Below are 18,505 nucleotides of genomic sequence, written 5' to 3'. Positions count from 1 at the left end.
TATATGAGTAGATTGATTCTTTTGTTATTGGGATACTATTATTTTTCGAGTGATGCTATAATGATTGCTATTGGATAGTTTTACAAAATAAATACCCGAATCTAAGGTGGATACATTTAATTGTATACTTGTAGTTCCATCATCCCATTTCTTTGTTATTACTTTTGTTCCTAAAGCATTTACAACGGTTATATCGTTTACATCTGTAGCTATTCTAGTTATTGTTAATTGGTCTGACGTAGGATTAGGATAAAATTTAAAATCAGATTTATTAGAGAAATTATAAGAACTGGTACTTAATGTTTCTCCGACTAAGAAAGCGCCTTCTGGTCTTACATAAGGTTCAAAATCGGGTACAGGACTAGATAGCAATCTGTCGTTAATGGCTTTCATAATTACCATTTCATCTGCCATAACATAACCTTTGCTAACAACATTATCTATGGTGGTTGCAAAAGTAACGCCAGCTTCGGCATCTACAATTTGCTTGGCAAACCTGTAAGCATCTTCTGTACCAAATATTAAGGGCTGTGAAGATACATGCCACCTTGCTCTAACTGGAAACCAAGCGTGTTTTAAAACGGTATTCCCTTCAAACATTGTCCATGGATTTTCAAGCATGGCAGGTATGGTAAATTCTTCATAACCCCATGAATTTGGTGGTGCTCCTTGTCCTAATGGTGTAATATGTCCGCTTGTATAATCTTGATAAGTGTTAACTCCTTCAAAACTTACTATTCTGTAATCTCTATCATCGTCATCATTAAGACCATCAGAATCTACTAAAATATTCTGACCGTCTTCTTGGAAATAGGCACCGTTTGGAGAGGCAGAAATAGCAGCTCCTGGATCAGTTGCTCTAATCATGGCTACAAAATCTTCTAAATTGTCATCAGCGTTAAGTGCTGCAGTGGTATCTAGCCAATAGCCATCGGCATAATCTTTAACTTCGAGTATAAAGCCTTCAATTAAATCCTTGTATGCTGCATATTCGTCGCCAGAAAAATTGTTAGTGTAGTAATTGATCCAAGCGGCTTCAAGGTCTGCACCATCATTAATGGCTCTATCTAAGTAATTGGTAGAGATGTACAAAATTACCTTTTTACCATCATCTTTAAACTTTTGCATGACCTCAAAAATAATGTTTTGATTGGCTACACTAGGCACTAATGCTTCATGGATTTCAGTAGCGACATCCACATTACTATTCTGTCTAAGTGCGAAATAATGCGAATGGGCAAAATAAGACAAGTTTGTAATCACATGGCCTACAGCAGGCAATTCATCTACTACTTCTTGTGCACCAGCAGGATGATCATAACCATTTGCCACTACCGTATTTAAACGCTCTCCTCCAAAAACAGGAAACGTAATTCCCCATGAGCCTGACAACCATGAAGCTGGGTGAGAAGCGACGTCCACTGCTTGATCTGTTGTACCACTTATAGAATCGATATAATACGTAGTTGCAGGAACGGATGCTGTGCCATTGGCAAAACTTAATGCAATATGTTGATAACCATTAGCATTGATAATGGCGTTAGGTATTGAAGTCCCATTAAAATTAAAGGTAAATGTTTCCCATTGTTGCCCAACGGTAAAGTTGAGTTCTATTGCACTTTCTGAACTTACCGTAGCATGAGATAAATGCACACTTATTTTTGAATTATTGGCTGTTAATGCTGCTGTTGGTATATCGATATAAGCTTTGAATGTTACAGCATATCCTGAGAAATCGGTGACAGCGTTGTATAAATCGAATTGTAAAAAAGCATTTGTGCCTTCCTCTCTATTAAATTTAGAAACGGTTGTATTTGTATTTATTCCGGTAGTATTTGGGTTAGGAACATCTCTAAGAAATGTGCCTGAGCTTGTACTTTCTTGTTCAATTTTATAGGTTTTTGATTCATTTTCGTACCATAAAAATTGTGCATTAGATAATTGAACGAAAAAAAGTAAAGAAAAGAAAACTGGTAGAGATTTATTCATTATTAATAAGTTAACGTTTAATTATAATACCAAAGATATATCGTGAATAGGGATATCTCGTTTCTTAAAAAAGTCAAATGCTTGCTCTAAAACATCATTTGTAGTAATTAAAAATAAAACTCACTTTTCTTCTAAAAAGAAGTAAATGTTTATTTCATTTTTTTACGGATACTTAATAGTGTTGCCTGAATCATTTACTTCTTAAGTGTGTCCTTTATAAATAACAATACAAAGTTTTAATTGTAACCTGTGAGAATATTTGTTTTAAACAAAAAAGTCCTTCGTTAGAAATTTAACAAAGGACTTTTTAGTCTTAACTTATTTGTTTCTGATTTTTATGGTTTTAGAACCAATTAAAGATTCCATAATAGCACAATAAAGATCAGTTCTAAAATAACTACGATTAATTTTTATCTACAATCACTTTTGCTAATCTAAAAATAGGGTTGGTTGTATTACCTTCAGTTAACATCTCATCCAGAGTAATAGTCACAGTAAGCGGTGTGCCTGAAACAAGTGAAATCGTTGATGCGAATTCAAAATCGATAGCTGGAGCACTACCACCATTCTCTGTTGAAGTAGCCGCATAAGAAAAAGGTGTATCTGCATAACCTGTTACCGAAACTGTTCCTGTAACACTACCTTTTGCTCTTTTTGCTAACTCTAAATTTAAAGTAACATCAAATGCAGTAGCTGAATCTGTAGTTATGTCAAAAGTAAAAACTGCAGTAGCATCATCATCATCAAAATTTGAACTAGTAACACCTATAAAGTTATTGTTTTCTACGAGTACACCTGTACCTCCTAAAGTAATAATACTCTGATTAAGATCGTCTTCATCTTCCTTTCCTACATTAAATGTTTGACTATTATCTCCCGCAATATCAAATGATATATTATTGGGGTTGATTGGATTACTAAAATCGCGCTCTAAAGTTACTTTTGCTAACCTAAAAATTGGGTTTGTTGTATTACCTTCAGTTAACATCTCATCTAGTGTAATAGTAACCGTAAGCGGTGTACCTGAAACCAATGAAATCGTTGATGGGAATTCAAAATCGATAGCTGGAGCACTACCACCATTCTCGGTAGAAGTAGCCGCATAAGAAAAAGGTGTCTCTGGATAACCTGTCACAGAAACTGTTCCGCTAACGCTACCTTTTGCTCTTTTTGCTAACTCTAAGTTTAATGTTGCATTAATTGCAGTAGCTGAATTTGTAGTTAAGTCAAAAGTAAAAACTGCAGTGGCACCATCATCACTAGCATCTTCAGTACCAACACCTATAAAGTTATTGTTTTCTACAAGTACGCCTGTACCTCCCACGGTAATAATATCCTGGTTAAGATCATCTTCATCTTCATTTCCTACATTAAATGTTTGACTATTATCTCCCGCGTCATCAAATAATAGTGCTGGGTTACCATCATCATTACCGCCACCGTCATCATTACCACCACCATCACCATAATCACCATCAGATTCTAAGATGATTTGTACTACAAATCCTTCCATGTTATCTATACTATCAGAAATAAAAATAAACCTTCCGATGTTTTCAAAATTAAAAGAATACACACCGTTTTCTTCACCATTAGTTGCTTCTATAAGCGTCTCCGCTGTGTAAGGCCAGTCATTTCCCTCTGCATCATCAATTCTAAGGGTAGGGTGTTTCGCTTTTAATACTCCAAATGCAAATTGTAAATTTTCCTCAAGGGCACGTGGATAACTCGTTGTATAATTTTCGTATGCGTCAGAATATAAATATATTTTATCTATAATGTCTGTTGTTGTGTTTACGCCAAACCCTATGCCTTCAGATAAATATTGCCATCTTATTATACCATCGGCTGCTGAAGTTATCTCTTCTGGTTCTCCATGTAATGCTTCTAATTCTACTGAAGTATCTACTCCTATTTCTATACCTTCTACGGTTTTGAAATCTACTGTACCATATTCGTTCATACCAAATGAACCTTGTTCTGGTATCACTACTGGGTCATAGTCTGGATCAGATGAACAGGATATGCTAAACAATAATAGAATAGCTGAAATATACTTGATAGTTTTCATAAAGATTGAATTAGTATTAATATGTCATCAAATATCTCATACTTATGCGAAAAAACGATTCTTTATTCTATCAAATGCTTGCTCTTTTTATGCATTAGTAAGATTTAGTCGTTAATTAGCACGTTAAATCATAGTTTACGGTCTTTAGTTGATACAATATTTAAAAGGTTTGAATTTGGACTTCTCGGGTTTTTAACACAACCCAAATACTTAAACTTAGTCTGCTAACTTAACAACTATTTTATCAATAATAGGTTTTGATTCATTTTCTGAAGAATCCTTAATTTTAAATTCAACTTCAAACCCTATTATTCAGAAAAAGGAACATCATTGAACATCTTTAATCTAAAGGTGCCATCCTCTTGTTGTTCTACCATCCAAACTCCTGTATTTGTTATTTGAGGAAAACCATTTAATGGATCATTGGTAAGCATTCTTAGAACGGCTTTTCCACTGCTTCCATGACCTGAAAGAAGTATGGTATTATGTGATGCACTGCGATCCTCAATTAATTCTAAAACGCGATCTATAATTACCTTTGCCATTGCATTTTCTTTTGCACTTTCAGAATGGTCTCTAGGAAAACGTAGTTTCTTAAATTCATGTGTGCCATCATTGCGTAACGTGAAGTAAGGTTCTTCTTCTGGAAGTAAAGTGATAGCGTCTCCAGCTCCTAATATTTTATCGGTTGCTGTATGTTGTGGTAAATCTGGCGAAACAATGAGGTTGGTGGCATAGATTTCTGCAAGTTCTGGCCAAATCTCTGCCTTTATTTTTGAATCTTTTAAATAGGGTAGTACTGTGTTTTTACAACGCCACGCAGGACTTACGGCTACAAAATCAAAATTAAACCGATTTAACTTTCTAGAGACTCTAGATTGTTGCATAATTCCTTTGGGCGTAAAAGCACTATGATTACCAACATAAGAAGGCCATTCACTTTCAGGATATATTTCCCATTCTTTTTTAACATTGTGTCCTCCTTCAGCATGTCTTATATAGTAAATTCTAAGCTTCGATTTGGTAGAATATTTCTTTTGAAAAACTTCAGTATTGCTAGAAGAATGATGCTTGGAACTCACATTGCTATCTGAACGTAGAATTCCAAAAAACAAGATTCCCATCATGATAGGAAACGATAGTAATAGCTTTTTCATGGGGTGTTTTTTTATTGAATATTAAATTAGTTGAGTTCCGATACCAAAGTTTTACACCGTTCTCTATATACATTTAAAATGTCGAGGTAATCTTTATTCCCAACTAAGTTGTTCTGTTCTTTTGGGTCGTTTATAATATCAAATAACTCTTCGTAAATGGGTTGTTCATTTGTTTCAATGGTTTGTTCTGGAATGTATTTATTTCGATCATTCTCTTTACTAAACGAACGAATGTATTTAAACTGTTTACTTCGTACTCCTTCTTGTCTTGGGTAGCCTTGATCTGTAAATAAGTTTTCTAAAAAGATGTCTTCTCTCCAGTTTTCATTTTTACCATCAATTAATGGCAGCATACTTTTTCCTTGATACGATTCTGGTACTTTTACTCCGCACATTTCTAAAATTGTAGCAGGAATATCTTGTCCAACCACCAATTCATCAACAACTTTACCTTTGGTTTTATCGTTGAAAAATGGCGAATACACAATCATTGGTACATGTACAGATTCATCGTATAAAATAGTTTTACCTCCTAAGCCGTGTTCGCCTAAAAACAAACCGTTGTCAGAACAAAAGACGATAATGGTATTGTCTGCTTCGCCTATTTCTTTTAAATAGGCACGTAAATTCCCAACCATTAAATCAATGGCATAATTAGCACGATCCATTCTTAACTTTTCACTTAATAATTTTCCTTTATTAGAGGTGACATAATATTTCATTAAATCTGATGTTGCGTATACCTCTTCAGGCAGACTAATAGCTTGTGGATAGTTGTCTGGTAGTTCTATTTTGTGTTTTACATCGTCATATTTTGTTTTGTAATAGTCCGGATCTTCTGGCTTTGAACCCATACCTCCAATACTAGAGGCATGTGGAAGATTTAAATTAATCCATGCCGAAAAAGGCTTGTTAGGATCTCTTTTCTTAAGTTGATTCTTAATGGAAGGATCCGCATTCTCATAGAAGTAATCGTAATCATCACCTTGCGATAAATAGGCTTTTGTTGCTTCTAATAAACCTTCAATCTGAGTTTTGTTTTTTAGATTGTCAAACTGTGGGTGTTTTTTGGCGGGATAAAAGCCTAAATGCCCATTACCATAATAACTAAAATCGGTATTTTCGACTAAAGGTGTATTCTTTTTATCTCCAATTTTGGTGTGATGTTTTCCAATAAAAGCCGTAGAATATCCCGCTTTTCTTAATTGAGCTTGCCAACTGTTTTGGAAGGTTTCTTCGGAAATTACATGTTTAGAAACATTAGTGAAGCCAATTTTATTTCTACGTTCCCACTGTGCTGTAAAGATGTTCGCTCTACTTGGTCCGCAAATAGGACTAGTAATATACGCGTTGTTAAAAAAGACACCTTCTTTTGCCAACTGATCGATGTTTGGTGTTTCTGCAATAGGATGGCCTGTCATACTCAACGAATTGAACCTTTGGTCATCCGAAAACACGAAAATGATATTCGGTTTCTTTTGTTGCTTTTGTGCAGTGCATGATGCAAAAGAAGCAAGTGTAAATAGACAGTATAATAGTGTTTTCATGTGTTTTTTAATAAGAACTGTAATAGTCGTGACCTGGTAGTCGTTTTGTTTTCTCTCCATAACCGAATAAATTTTGCTCTGCTTCCGATTTTGGTAATTCTTTTATACTTAAATCTGTTGTCTTTAAAGATTTAGACGTAATAATAACCGATTCATCTTTCTTTAAATTGATGTTATAAGAACCATCTGCTGATTTATTTACAGAAATAGATTTTCCGTCGATATAAAATTGTGGATTTTCAAAATCAACTTGAACAATACATTCGTTTCCTTTTAAACTTGTTACAGATACAAATTCTGTGTTTCCATCTATCTTTTTAGCACTCACTAAAAAAGCACCTTGTGTTCTAAAATCGTGAAACGCAACGTCTTTCCATTTTTTTGGACTTGCAGGAAATACACGTATTTTTCCTCCCCAACTTTGCAACATCATATCGTGTAAACTTGTGGCAAAAGATAGGGGACTTTCAATCACAGGATTAATTTTACCTTCGGAATACATCGTCGTTGATGAAATGTTTTTATGCTTAATTAAGAAATCGAGATAATAATAGGCTTTTTCGGCATCGCCTAAATGAGCATACATGGAAGACGCTCCAGTTGCCGTATAACCTGTTACTGGCATAGCTTTAATTTTTTTGCCACTATTAAACGTAACATCTAACCAATGGTCTAAAGACGTGCGTAGTAGTTTTTTGTCTTCTTCTTTTTCAGGTGTAATCACCATTAAAGGATAAAAAGCAAGTAGATGTGAATAATGTCTATGCGGATTTGCAAAAGGTCTATCTTTTCCGACCATAAGACCATTTTCATCAATTTGAAAATCCACTAAATTATCTAATACATGTTGCCATTCTTTTTTAAGCGGATCGTTTATGTGATGCTGATTGTCAATATCAATAAGTGTTTGGAAACTCCAGCGAATTAGAGCTAGCGTGAAATTTATATCTTGACCACGACCAGGTTTATATTCTGGCGACCAACTGTATTTGATATGAATTTTGCCGTCTTCGGCATCTACTGGATTTTCTTTGATATAATTCAGGTAACTATTCACCGTCTTTTTTAAAATCGGAAATAGTTTATCTCGCATACGACTATCATCACCTGAAAATTGAAGATGCAACCAATAATCATTTAAAATCCATGCTAACATGTCTGGTACTTTTGCACCGTTGTAAGCAATAAGGTCTTGCGGCATTAAAGCAGCAACGGCAGCACTGTTTTCCCAATGCTTAGGCACATTGTCTTCAAGGTTTTTTGCATATTTATCAATGTTATTTGGTAAGGATTCTCCAATAGACATTCTATTTGCGGTTAAATGCGTCCAATAAATGAGTTGCACATTTAAATCTCCCCAAACCATTGGCCAAAAGGTTCTATTGTACCAAGGTCCCATTAAATCTAAAATGGGTCCGTTGCCTCTAGACGCAGAACCTAGTTTATACATTTGTATCCAATAGAATGATTCTTTTTCAGCATCATTGATGGTTACAAAACTTAAAGGGTAATATTCGTGCCACCATTTTTGATGGGTAGATATAAAGTTGTTGTCTTTAAAAAGCACTTCAGCTGCTTCTAAATTGTTAGTCACAATTTCTAATGAATTGTGCTCAGGGAAACTATGATGTACGCTAGTTATTAATTGTTGTTTTCCAGAAGCATCGCCTGTTATTTTCCAACCTGTTGTGGTTTCTCCTCTATTATCATACAAAGCTTGGTAACAGAAATTGTATCCATTTTTCTCACTAAATGTTGGTTTTGGTGCCATTTCTAAAGTCACCGCTCTCATTTTATCCCAAGTGCCACCTTTTGGACCGCCTCCTTTTTGCAACACTTCATAAACTGGTGGAATAGGATCTTCGGCATGCCAAGTAATTTCTATAGTTTCATCTTTTGTATCGGTTTCAAAATAGATGATATCATTGGTGCTGTGGGTAAGACCTTTTATTTTATAACTTCCTTTGGTCGTTTTTATAGTACCTGTTAATTCGGCATTCCATAAATCTAAACGCATGTCAACATCGGTAATCTTTCCTTTAGATTTTAACTTAAAATGACCTAGTGGTAATCGACTGCGTTTTATCCAAAGCATTTCTTCAGCTTTAGTTTCTGCTTCTCTGTGGTCGTAATAATCATGTCTACCTATATGAAGCGAGATCACATTGTCTGCTTCCTCTGGGCTTTGATACAATAAAAAACCAACATTTCCATTTCCTGAATAAGGTGCGGTTTGCCATTTATCTGGAACAATATCCCAAAGCATATCATGTTTGGATAAAAAGGATTTGTAATCGACTTTAAAATCCACTTGATTATTCTGAGAAAATAAAGCGCTTGAAACAATAATAAAAAGATAAAGGAAACGTATTTCTAGTTTTGATTGATACATTGATTATTTAGTATTGGATTGTGAGTGCTATAAATTGAATAACAAATATATTTTTTTAACTAAAGAATGTCGTTCTCTAATCTTGCAATTCTTATCTGTAATTCAGCATTCCACCGCAATATGGTGGAAAATCTATGTTTACAAAAGGTATTTCGATTTCCATTCAATATTAATTAACGTAAAAACAGTTTTCATAAGTCGTGCCAAATATCATATTTACACTATAGAAAAATGCATTTTAAAATGATATTGTAAAATGGAATAATTAGATTTTTTATGTATTAATCTTTTTTTAGCGAAAAATGTATGAAATTTGAAATGTTAAATAGTTAGGTGTTTTAAACCTATTCTTTTCTAGATTCCCACATTAATAATATTGATTAAAAGAATGAATAAAAAAGTATTTGTTTCAGGTTGTTTTGATATGCTTCATAGCGGACATGTCGCTTTTTTTAAGGAAGCTGCAACTTATGGAGATTTATATGTAGGTATAGGTTCAGATGCAACAATAGAAAATTTAAAGGGTCGTAAAACGATTACTTCGGAGCAAGAAAGACTCTACATGATTGATTCTATAAAATATGTAAAAGAGGTTTTTGTGAACAGTGGTTCAGGAATTTTAGATTTTAAGGAAGAACTTAAAAACTTAAGTCCAGATATCTTTGTGGTAAACGAAGATGGGTTTTCTTCTATGAAAGAAGAATTTTGTAATGAGTTAGGTATTGAATTAAAAATTTTAAGTCGAGTGCCAGATGCAGATCTTCCACCACGTTCAACTACTGCCATTAGAAATTCAGGGAATTGTTCATTACCATATAGAATAGACCTAGCGGGTACATGGATAGACCAACCATATGTGTCAAAATACCATCCTGGATGGGCAATAACGTTGTCTTTAGAACCAATTATAGAGTATAATGAACGCTGTGGTATGTCTACCTCAACAAGAAATGCAGCAAAAAAAATATGGCCGCATTATTTACCATTTGATAAACCCGAAAAATTAGCAGAAATACTTTTTAAATTTGAAAACACACCAGGCTCAACATTAATTTCAGGTGCACAAGATGCCATAGGAATATGTATGCCTGGCGTAGTTAGACATCATTATGATAAGGCTTATTGGCCAACAAAGATTGAATCCATTCATTCTGAATCTTCGCTTTCATGGTTAGAAGATCATCTCTATATGGTGTTACTATGGCCGAGAGAGCAAGGAGTAGACCTATTAAAAGATACAGATATAAATGAAGACCATGTAAAATCTCTGGCAGCATCGGCTGATATGGTGTGGGAAGCCATTAAAAATCAAGATTTGGAAAAATTTGCAGAAGGATTTCTAAAATCATTCAATGCTCAAACTAAAATGTTTCCTAGAATGGTGAATCCGAAAATAAATGCTGAGATTGAAAAATATAAAGATAGAGCACTAGCATGGAAATTAGCGGGTGCCGGAGGAGGAGGTTATTTAATATTAGTGTCAGATAAACCTATAGAAGGTACGATGCGAATTAATGTTCGTAGAAGAGAGATTTTGTAACCAATTGTTGTAAACTAGCATTGACTAGTTTTCTATGTTAAAATTATGCTTTTGAAGAAACTCTAGAGATAAATTCATAGTGTTATTAAAAATGTCATCCGTTTTTCTTTTGCGAAAATAAGAGCCATTAAAAAAGCCATGACCTTTACCGTCAAAAGGAATTAATTCGCATGTATTTCCCATTTCAGTCATTAATTTGGTAAAGTGTTCTACGTTTTCAAAAGGAACGGTTTGGTCTGCCGTTCCATGGAATATTAATGTTGGTGGAATGCCTTCTACAACATGGTGGCTGGGTGAAATTTCTGTTTTTCTATCTTTTCCTACTTTTTTTATACCATAACCTTTTTCTGTCGTATCAATGACTGGATTAAAAAGAATCATCGCATTAGGAACAGAACTGATATTTAAGTTTTCATCTGTTTCATCAAAACCTTTAATAACACCTGTACATGCTGCGACATGTCCACCTGCAGAGGCGCCAGAAGCTATAATTTTATTAGGATCAATTCCTAATTTATCAGCATGAGCTCTTAAAAAGCGTATAGCGGATTTACCATCTGTAACACATTCAAAAGGCGAAGTTTTGTGTTTGCCATGAACTCTATATTCAGCTGAAATAGCCACATAGCCACTATCTGCAAAAAAACGTGCTTGTTGATAGAACTGTTTGGTGTTGCCACTAGTCCAGCCTCCTCCAAAAAAGAATATAATAACAGGACTTTTATCTGAAATGTTATGACCGGAAGGCTTAAAAGCTTTCATTTTTAAGTCGCCTTCCTTTGTTATTTTATAATTGAAAATTGAATCTGGTTCAAAATTAACTTGTCCTTTTACTATAAATGAAAAAGCGATTAAGAATGTCGTAAGAAATATTTTAATAGACGTCATAAAAGTTAAGGCTTGAAAGTTGCATTCAAGGGCATTTTTAATGCCAAGTTATTTTAGCTTGTCTGGTTTCCGTATTCACCCAAACGGAAGCCTGTTCAAATTCGCGCGTAAACTCCCAACCTGTGGTTGAGGTTCTATGGTATGCACCTTTGGGAGCACCTAGTGGTTTTTGCAATTCTGGATAATCGATTAAAGAGCCATGAGACAATTGCCAACCCCAGCCATATTGAAAATAAGAATAGGGTTGCGCACCTATTAAATAACAAGCGTGATAATACTCTAATTTTTCTTTAGATAGTTTTGTAAAGCGATCATTTCTCTTTTTTCCTTTATAATATGAAGGATTGGCGATAGCTACACTATCGTATTCAACACCAATTCTAAATATTGACATTTTTCCAGCTTTAGAAATTTTAAGCATGTCCTCCCAATCCGTAAGCAGTTTTTCTTTGGTTAACATCTTATCACCATAATGTTCAAACATATTAGCATCTATAGACGGGAAAACGTATTGTGCCAATTTAGCATTTGCATTGTTACCGAGTACTATTTTAGTAGGGCCTAGTTTTTCTTTTAGAGCTTTCATCATAGCTCCCATAGCTTTTTGAACGTCTTGAGATTTATCGTGACGTAACCATGAAAAACCATGCATTTGATCTATAAACGCACCATCGGCACCAGAAAATTGAACCCCTTCAGCTACAGTATTTACCCACCATTCCCGAAAATCCGGATTTAAAACATCAAAATAAAAAACGTTTTTTCGCTCTTCTAAGGCTTTGGTTTCAGGGTTTTCTATTAAAAAGGCCTTTAGTTCAGGATAATTATTAATATTTTCTTCCGTGAAATTTTTGTTGTAAGAAGTGAAAGGCCAGGCATAAGCCGAATTAAAATAAAAAAGCACTTTCATATCTGGCTTTACCTTTTTAAAGGCTGCAACTTCATGTTTTGCTCCTAATTCTGCAGCTCCTAAATCCCCATGACCATGTGATTTTTCAATACAAATAAAGTCTGTTCGTTCTGCAATAAATTCGACTTCTTCTGGATGTAAAACGCGTTTTGGATCCCCAAACATATAATACATTGGTGTAGTTTCCCAACTAAATTTAGGATAAAATGATTTTGTTTCAAAAGTATTACCGTCACTTATTTTATAAGGGATTTGAGGGGGTTTACAAGAACAAAACAATAGAATAGTAGAGAATACACTAATAATAGAAAGACTAAATTTCATGAAAATAGGATGGTTAATTCTTAGATTTTTTACGTTTCGGTTTTGTTTTCCAAAGCACAATTTTATCCACATCATTTTCAGCAAATTCGCCCTTGGTACTTCTTCCTGTTTTGATATCTAATTCTAATTGCTTTAAAAGTTGTTCTGCAATTTCAGGACGTTTTTCATATAAATTTTCAGTTTCCGCAGGATCATTTTCCATATCATAGAGTTGTGCAATAGGCATGTCTGAAGCTTCTCTTTCTCTTGGCGACGACCAACCTCCAGATCCTTTAGCGAGTAACAATTTCCATTTTCCTAAGCGATAAGCAAAATGACCACTAATGGAATGGTGTATGACTCCAGCTCGCGTGCTATTGATGTCTTCGCCATGTAAAGCAGGTAAGATACTGACACTGTCTTCTCCACTTTTACTAGGAACAGCCACATTAGTAATTTCTGAAAATGTAGCATAAATATCCGTCAAACAAATTAACTCATCACTTGTAGAGTTTGGTTTAACCTCATTCGGCCATTTTACAATAAAAGGCACACGATGACCTCCGTCCCATAAATCGGACTTTGAACCACGATAGCCTGCGCTTACGATATGACCTTTTTCAGCAAGTCCTTCTATATTTGCCGCTTTAGACGTACCGTTATCACTGGTGAATATAACCAATGTGTTTTCTGATAAGCCATTCGCTTTTAGCGCTTCAGTTATAGCACCCACAGTAGCGTCTGTTTGCATTACAAAATCGGCATAATCTCCCATTCCACTTTTACCTTGCCATTCTTTTGAAGGTACTATTGGTGTATGTGGAGACCCTAAAGGCACATATAAGAAAAATGGTTTTTCATTTTTATTATTTGCCTGATCAGTTATGTATTTTACAGATTGATTTGTTAATCGCGGTAGCATGTTAATTTCATCATCATAAAGCACAACTTTATCATTTACAATCACCGCTTTCATGTCTTTAGCATGGTGAAATCCATGATAATAATCAAAACCACGATGTATAGGACCATCAGGTATGGTAGATCCAATAGGAGGTAAGTGTTTTTTTGATTTTTTAGCGATAGGTGTATTTGAAATCGAATCTACATACTGAAAGTTAAGATGCCATTTTCCTATAATAGCCGTATGATAGCCTTGGTCTTTAAGGAAATTCGCAATTGTTGGACGGTCTTCTGCAATTAGGTTAGGGGCAAAGCCTTGAACAACTCCACTTTGTAATTTTGAACGCCAACTATAACGTCCTGTCATAATACCATAACGCGTTGGTGTACATACTGCAGAGCCAGAATGGGCATCTGTAAATGTCATGCCTTCTTTAGTCAGTTGATCGATGTGAGGTGTTTTTATTTTACTCGTTTCTGGTGCTAAACTTTGCACATCGCCATAGCCTAAATCATCACATACAATAAAAACTATATTAGGTTTTTTAGATTTTTTTTGAGCGCTAGATGACCATGTAAACAGGCCAAGACATATTAAGACTAGGCAGGTCGTGTTTATTTTTAATTTGTTCATTTTATTAATGTATTAGTGTCGTTTTTAATTGAATTATGATCTAAAATAATATTCCGTTTATTTTAAATGAGAGATGAAATAATCTACAGTTGTATTAATTATGTCTTCTCGTGTTGGGTTAATATCTGCACCTACTTTTCGCCAATTATGACCTGCATTTTTAACGATGACTGTTGTTACAGGTGCGCCAATTTGAGTAGCTTTTTCTTTCATGTAATAGGCATGCTTTACAGGTATTGTGGTGTCTTTGTCTCCTTGAATCATTAATAGCGGAGCGCTGTTTTTATGTAAATAATTAATAGGACTCATTTCCTTATAAAGCAATAATTTATCTTTAGGTTTAGTATTCGGTTTTGTGATTCTTGGCCCAAATCTATCTTTAGAAACAGGACTGTCATCATGATTAAATAAACTTATATCTTCGAAATCGCAAGGACCATACCACGATACTCCTGCAACCATTTTATAAGTATAGGAAGCTAAATCAGGATCACCTTTTAAAGTTTCTGGCGCACTTAATAATAGCATTTGGGAAATTTGACCACCAGCAGAGTCTCCAAAAGAGAAAAACCGATTGGGATCTATTCCTAATGTCTCATTATGTTTAGATAGATAACGCATGGCATCTTTACTGTCTATTACGCAATCTCTCATGCTAGTTTCTCCTCCGTTTTCCCAAAGTCTGTAACTCACAGATACCACACAAAAGCCTTTTTCTAAAAGCGCTGTATGCACTGTGTTAAAAGACGCATTTGCCGCGCCATGTCTGCTGCCTGCTGCCCAACCGCCACCATGTGTGTAAATGACCACAGGTAACTTTTGATCTACTTTTCTGTTTTTTGGATAGTAAATATCAAGATATAAATTTTCTTCTTCGGTTTCTTTGTATAAAACGTTCAATTTTCTTTCACCTCCAGTATTTAAATAAGGGATTTGAAGTGCTGAGAATTCTTCATAACTCACCTGATTATCGGCATTCTTATCCAATCGTTTTAATGGTTTCCATCTACGTTTGTTTTCATGTTCTGAAAATTGACCATCCTTGTTTGTATCTAATTTAACCCAATTTTTTTTGATGTACATCTCACGATATGCTCCGTTTGATTGGTCATCTGTTTGCGCTAATCCTTTAAAAAAAGAACAGGTGACACAAAGGACAAGCAATGAAATATGTAATTTGAGTTTTCTAGATCGTATCATAATTCTGCTGTATTCCTATTTATTACTATATCCTTGACTTTTATAAGTCTCTAAAAGGTTGTTTAATTCTTCAACAACTTCTGGATGTTCGTTATACAAATTGTTTTTTTCCTCTGGATCATTAATCATATCATATAAAGTTCCTGGTGCCTCGTTGGGCTTTGGTTCTATGGTTTTCGGCTTTGTAAATCCGCCAGAACCTAATTGTGGAGTGTATTTCCACTTACCTTTTCTAATGGAAAACATACCGTAAATTGAATGATGTACAACGGCTTCTCTAATTGGTGATTTTACATCTGAAGTGTAAGCTGGCCAAAGATTGTAACTGTCTTCAGCACCTTCTTGTACATTAGGTTGATTCAATATGCCTGATAATGTCGCAAACAAATCTGTTGTACACATTAATTGATTCGATTTCAATCCTGCAGGAATGACGCCTGGCCATTGTGCAATGTAAGGCACGCGATGACCGCCATCATAAATATCTGCTTTTCGACCTTTGTAAATATAATTGGCACGGTGCGGATATTTTTCTTGATCTCTTTCTGTCCAATTAGAACCGTTATCAGAAGTTACTATAATTAAGGTGTTTTTTAATTGACCTGATTTTTCTAAAGCGTCAACAACAGCACCAACAGCATCATCTACCATCGTTACGTAATCGCCATAAAGTCCTGCTTCAGATCTACCTATTGCTTCACCTACTGGCAACCATGGTTTGTGAGGAGCAGTTAAGGGGAAATACAAAAAGAAAGGTTTATCAACATTTTGTTGCTCACTGATAAAAGCAACAGATTTTTTTGTAAAATGATCTAATACCTCTTCAAATACAAAGTTGGGTGCTTTTTCTCCTGGTCTCCACATTACACCGCGACCTGCATTTTTTCCTTTTGTGTATTCTGTTGGTAATTCTACTGTTTTTCCGTTTTCGATATACACATAAGGTGGTATGTCTAATGATGCAGGCGTGGTGTATGAATAATCAAAACCTAAATCGCTTGGGTCTTTTATTGGTTTGCTAAAATCAACATTACTAACGCCATCTTTTGCTATTACAGTAGTTTCTCCATCTTTAGGTTGCATCCCTAAACCAATGTGCCATTTTCCAATACAAGCCGTTGTATAGCCATTCCTTTTAAGATATGAAGCAATCGTTGGTCTGTCGTCCTCAATTAAAGCGGGTTTGTAGCCATGTAGCACGCCTTTTTTCAATGGACTTCTCCAAGCATAGCGTCCTGTGATTATTCCATATCGTGTAGGTGTACATACGGAAGAATTGGAATGTGTATCTGTAAAATGAACTCCTGCTTTTAATATGTTATCCATGTATGGCGTTTGAATTCCTGATTCTGGATTTAAGGAGGAAAGATCGCCATATCCCATATCATCCGCTAAAATATAAACAATATTAGGGGCTGTGTTTTTAACAGTCGCATCTTGTTTTTTGATAGTGGTACTAGACTTACAAGAAGTTACTAAAATTAATAGGAAAAGACATTTTAAAATGTTCATTCGTGTGCTGTATATCTTATTAATGTTTTGTTTTTTTAGAAACCGAATAATCTGCAGCTTCTAAAGAGGTCATAGGATCATTGTTTTTATCCATTTCAACCTCTAATAAATGCGTCATTTCAATTACTTTGTTGCTGTATTCTGGGTTGTTTGCCAAATCATTCATTTCAAATTCATCCTCTAAAAGGTTGAACAGTTTTTTCTTTTTAATTTTTGGGTAAACAATTAATTTCCAATGGTCTTTAATGAGCATGCGTTGTGTTCCCAAATAAGCACTATAAATAATTTCATAAGGGTTGTTCTTTTCATTTTGCAGTAATGGAAGTACACTTTGAAAGGTGACATACTCGGGTTTTGAAATTTCCGCTAGCTCTAAAGACGTTGCCATCGCATCTTGAAGATAAATAGGTGTTTCTATTTTATAAGCTGCTTTTATACCTGGACCAGAAATAATAAACGGCGCACGAACAGAATGCTCATACATATTTTGTTTACCAACTAAGCCATGATGTCCAACAGCCAAACCATGATCTGAAGTAAAAATAATAATGGTATTATCAGCTTTTCCTGATGCTTCAAGCGCCTCTAAAATACGACCGATTTGTGCATCCATGTGCGTGATACTCGCATAATATTCTTGTCGGTGCACTTTTATAGCATACGGTGTTCTTGGGAATGGTGCCAATCTTTCGTCTCTAATTTTTGGTACTCCATTTTCTCCCATATCCGGATATAAATCCTGATAATTTTCTGGAAGTTGGATGTTGTCTAAAGGGTATTTATCAATATATTCTTTTGGTGCTTGTCTTGGATCGTGTGGCGCATTAAAAGCCAAGTACATAAAAAAAGGCTTGTCGTCTTGTTTGGCATTTTCGAGAAATGCAACACCATCATCGGCTAAAACGTCACTCCAATGTGTTCCACCTTGCCAAAAACCACCATTTTTTGTATCCCATGGTAACCAAGCTGTGTCTAAATCTTCCCCCTCAATGGGTCTGTTATACGCTGTTTTAACACTTTTAGGCATTCCAGCTCTAACATTTTTAACAACATTAAACACCGAATTTACGGGAATCGGCACATGCCATTTTCCGCTCATATAGGTGGTATAACCGGCTTCTTGCATCAATTCTGGCCAAGATTGTTTCTTTTTAGCTTTAATATCTTTAATGGTGTTTTGCGCATTCCAAACACTAGCACCACTAATGATCATAGATCTACTCGCAATACATACAGCTCCTGCCCAAGATCCTTGATTGTAGGCATGTGTAAACGTTGTCCCGGTTTTGGTTAACTTATCTAAGTTAGGCGTTTCTACAATGGTTTGTCCATTTGCGCCAATAGTTTCAAAAGATTGATCGTCTGAAAAAATGAATAAAATATTCGGCTTTTCAGTCTGAGCATAGATATTTAGACCAAAGAGTAACACAAAAAATGTTAGGCTATTTTTCATTTTTAA

General features: G+C 35.0%; 12 protein-coding genes. 1 reads left to right on the top strand and 11 read right to left on the bottom strand.

Translation table 11 applies throughout. The features are described from left to right. Positions 1–24 precede the first annotated feature (24 nt). The 5 genes from DFQ09_RS13605 to DFQ09_RS13585 all read right to left on the bottom strand — a co-directional run bounded on the left by DFQ09_RS13605 (position 25) and on the right by DFQ09_RS13585 (position 9,156). Entirely contained in the window at positions 25–1,989 is a 1,965-nt protein-coding gene (locus DFQ09_RS13605) for a T9SS type A sorting domain-containing protein (RefSeq protein ID WP_115811235.1), read from the bottom strand. Between the two features lie 403 nt (positions 1,990–2,392). Further along, positions 2,393–4,060, bottom strand: coding sequence for a hypothetical protein (locus DFQ09_RS13600; RefSeq protein ID WP_115811233.1), 1,668 nt, complete (start codon positions 4,058–4,060; stop codon positions 2,393–2,395). A gap of 308 nt (positions 4,061–4,368) precedes the next feature. Then, positions 4,369–5,217, bottom strand: coding sequence for a histidine phosphatase family protein (locus DFQ09_RS13595; protein WP_115811231.1), 849 nt, complete (start codon positions 5,215–5,217; stop codon positions 4,369–4,371). Positions 5,218–5,243: 26 nt separating this feature from the next. After that, complete coding sequence (locus DFQ09_RS13590) at positions 5,244–6,764, bottom strand: sulfatase-like hydrolase/transferase (protein WP_115811308.1); 1,521 nt, start codon at positions 6,762–6,764, stop codon at positions 5,244–5,246. A 7-nt stretch (positions 6,765–6,771) separates the two neighbouring features. Beyond that, positions 6,772–9,156, bottom strand: coding sequence for a glycosyl hydrolase family 95 catalytic domain-containing protein (locus tag DFQ09_RS13585; RefSeq protein ID WP_115811229.1), 2,385 nt, complete (start codon positions 9,154–9,156; stop codon positions 6,772–6,774). Between the two features lie 388 nt (positions 9,157–9,544). Between DFQ09_RS13585 and DFQ09_RS13580 the strand changes: the two genes are divergently transcribed. Beyond that, positions 9,545–10,696 (top strand): adenylyltransferase/cytidyltransferase family protein, encoded by a 1,152-nt coding sequence (locus DFQ09_RS13580; protein ID WP_115811227.1) that lies wholly within the window; start codon positions 9,545–9,547, stop codon positions 10,694–10,696. A 24-nt stretch (positions 10,697–10,720) separates the two neighbouring features. On the opposite strand, the gene DFQ09_RS13575 is transcribed toward DFQ09_RS13580, so the two are convergent. Genes DFQ09_RS13575 through DFQ09_RS13550 form a run of 6 tightly spaced genes read right to left on the bottom strand, consistent with a single transcriptional unit; the run spans position 10,721 to position 18,499 of the window. Further along, positions 10,721–11,584 carry an alpha/beta hydrolase gene (locus DFQ09_RS13575; protein WP_115811225.1) on the bottom strand — a complete coding sequence of 288 codons (864 nt, stop codon included), beginning with the start codon at positions 11,582–11,584 and terminating at the stop codon, positions 10,721–10,723. A gap of 37 nt (positions 11,585–11,621) precedes the next feature. Further along, positions 11,622–12,818, bottom strand: coding sequence for a putative glycoside hydrolase (locus DFQ09_RS13570; protein WP_115811306.1), 1,197 nt, complete (start codon positions 12,816–12,818; stop codon positions 11,622–11,624). A gap of 13 nt (positions 12,819–12,831) precedes the next feature. Next, positions 12,832–14,334 (bottom strand): sulfatase family protein, encoded by a 1,503-nt coding sequence (locus tag DFQ09_RS13565; protein WP_115811223.1) that lies wholly within the window; start codon positions 14,332–14,334, stop codon positions 12,832–12,834. Positions 14,335–14,391: 57 nt separating this feature from the next. Further along, positions 14,392–15,534 carry an alpha/beta hydrolase gene (locus tag DFQ09_RS13560; RefSeq protein WP_220347461.1) on the bottom strand — a complete coding sequence of 381 codons (1,143 nt, stop codon included), beginning with the start codon at positions 15,532–15,534 and terminating at the stop codon, positions 14,392–14,394. A 15-nt stretch (positions 15,535–15,549) separates the two neighbouring features. Beyond that, positions 15,550–17,046 carry a sulfatase family protein gene (locus DFQ09_RS13555; RefSeq protein WP_115811221.1) on the bottom strand — a complete coding sequence of 499 codons (1,497 nt, stop codon included), beginning with the start codon at positions 17,044–17,046 and terminating at the stop codon, positions 15,550–15,552. Between the two features lie 19 nt (positions 17,047–17,065). Beyond that, positions 17,066–18,499 (bottom strand): sulfatase-like hydrolase/transferase, encoded by a 1,434-nt coding sequence (locus DFQ09_RS13550; RefSeq protein WP_115811219.1) that lies wholly within the window; start codon positions 18,497–18,499, stop codon positions 17,066–17,068. Between the last annotated feature and the right edge of the window lie 6 nt (positions 18,500–18,505).

This window comes from Winogradskyella pacifica, assembly GCF_003386275.1.
GTDB classification, from domain to species: Bacteria; Bacteroidota; Bacteroidia; order Flavobacteriales; family Flavobacteriaceae; genus Winogradskyella; species Winogradskyella pacifica.
This window is presented reverse-complemented; position numbering and strand designations above follow the sequence as displayed.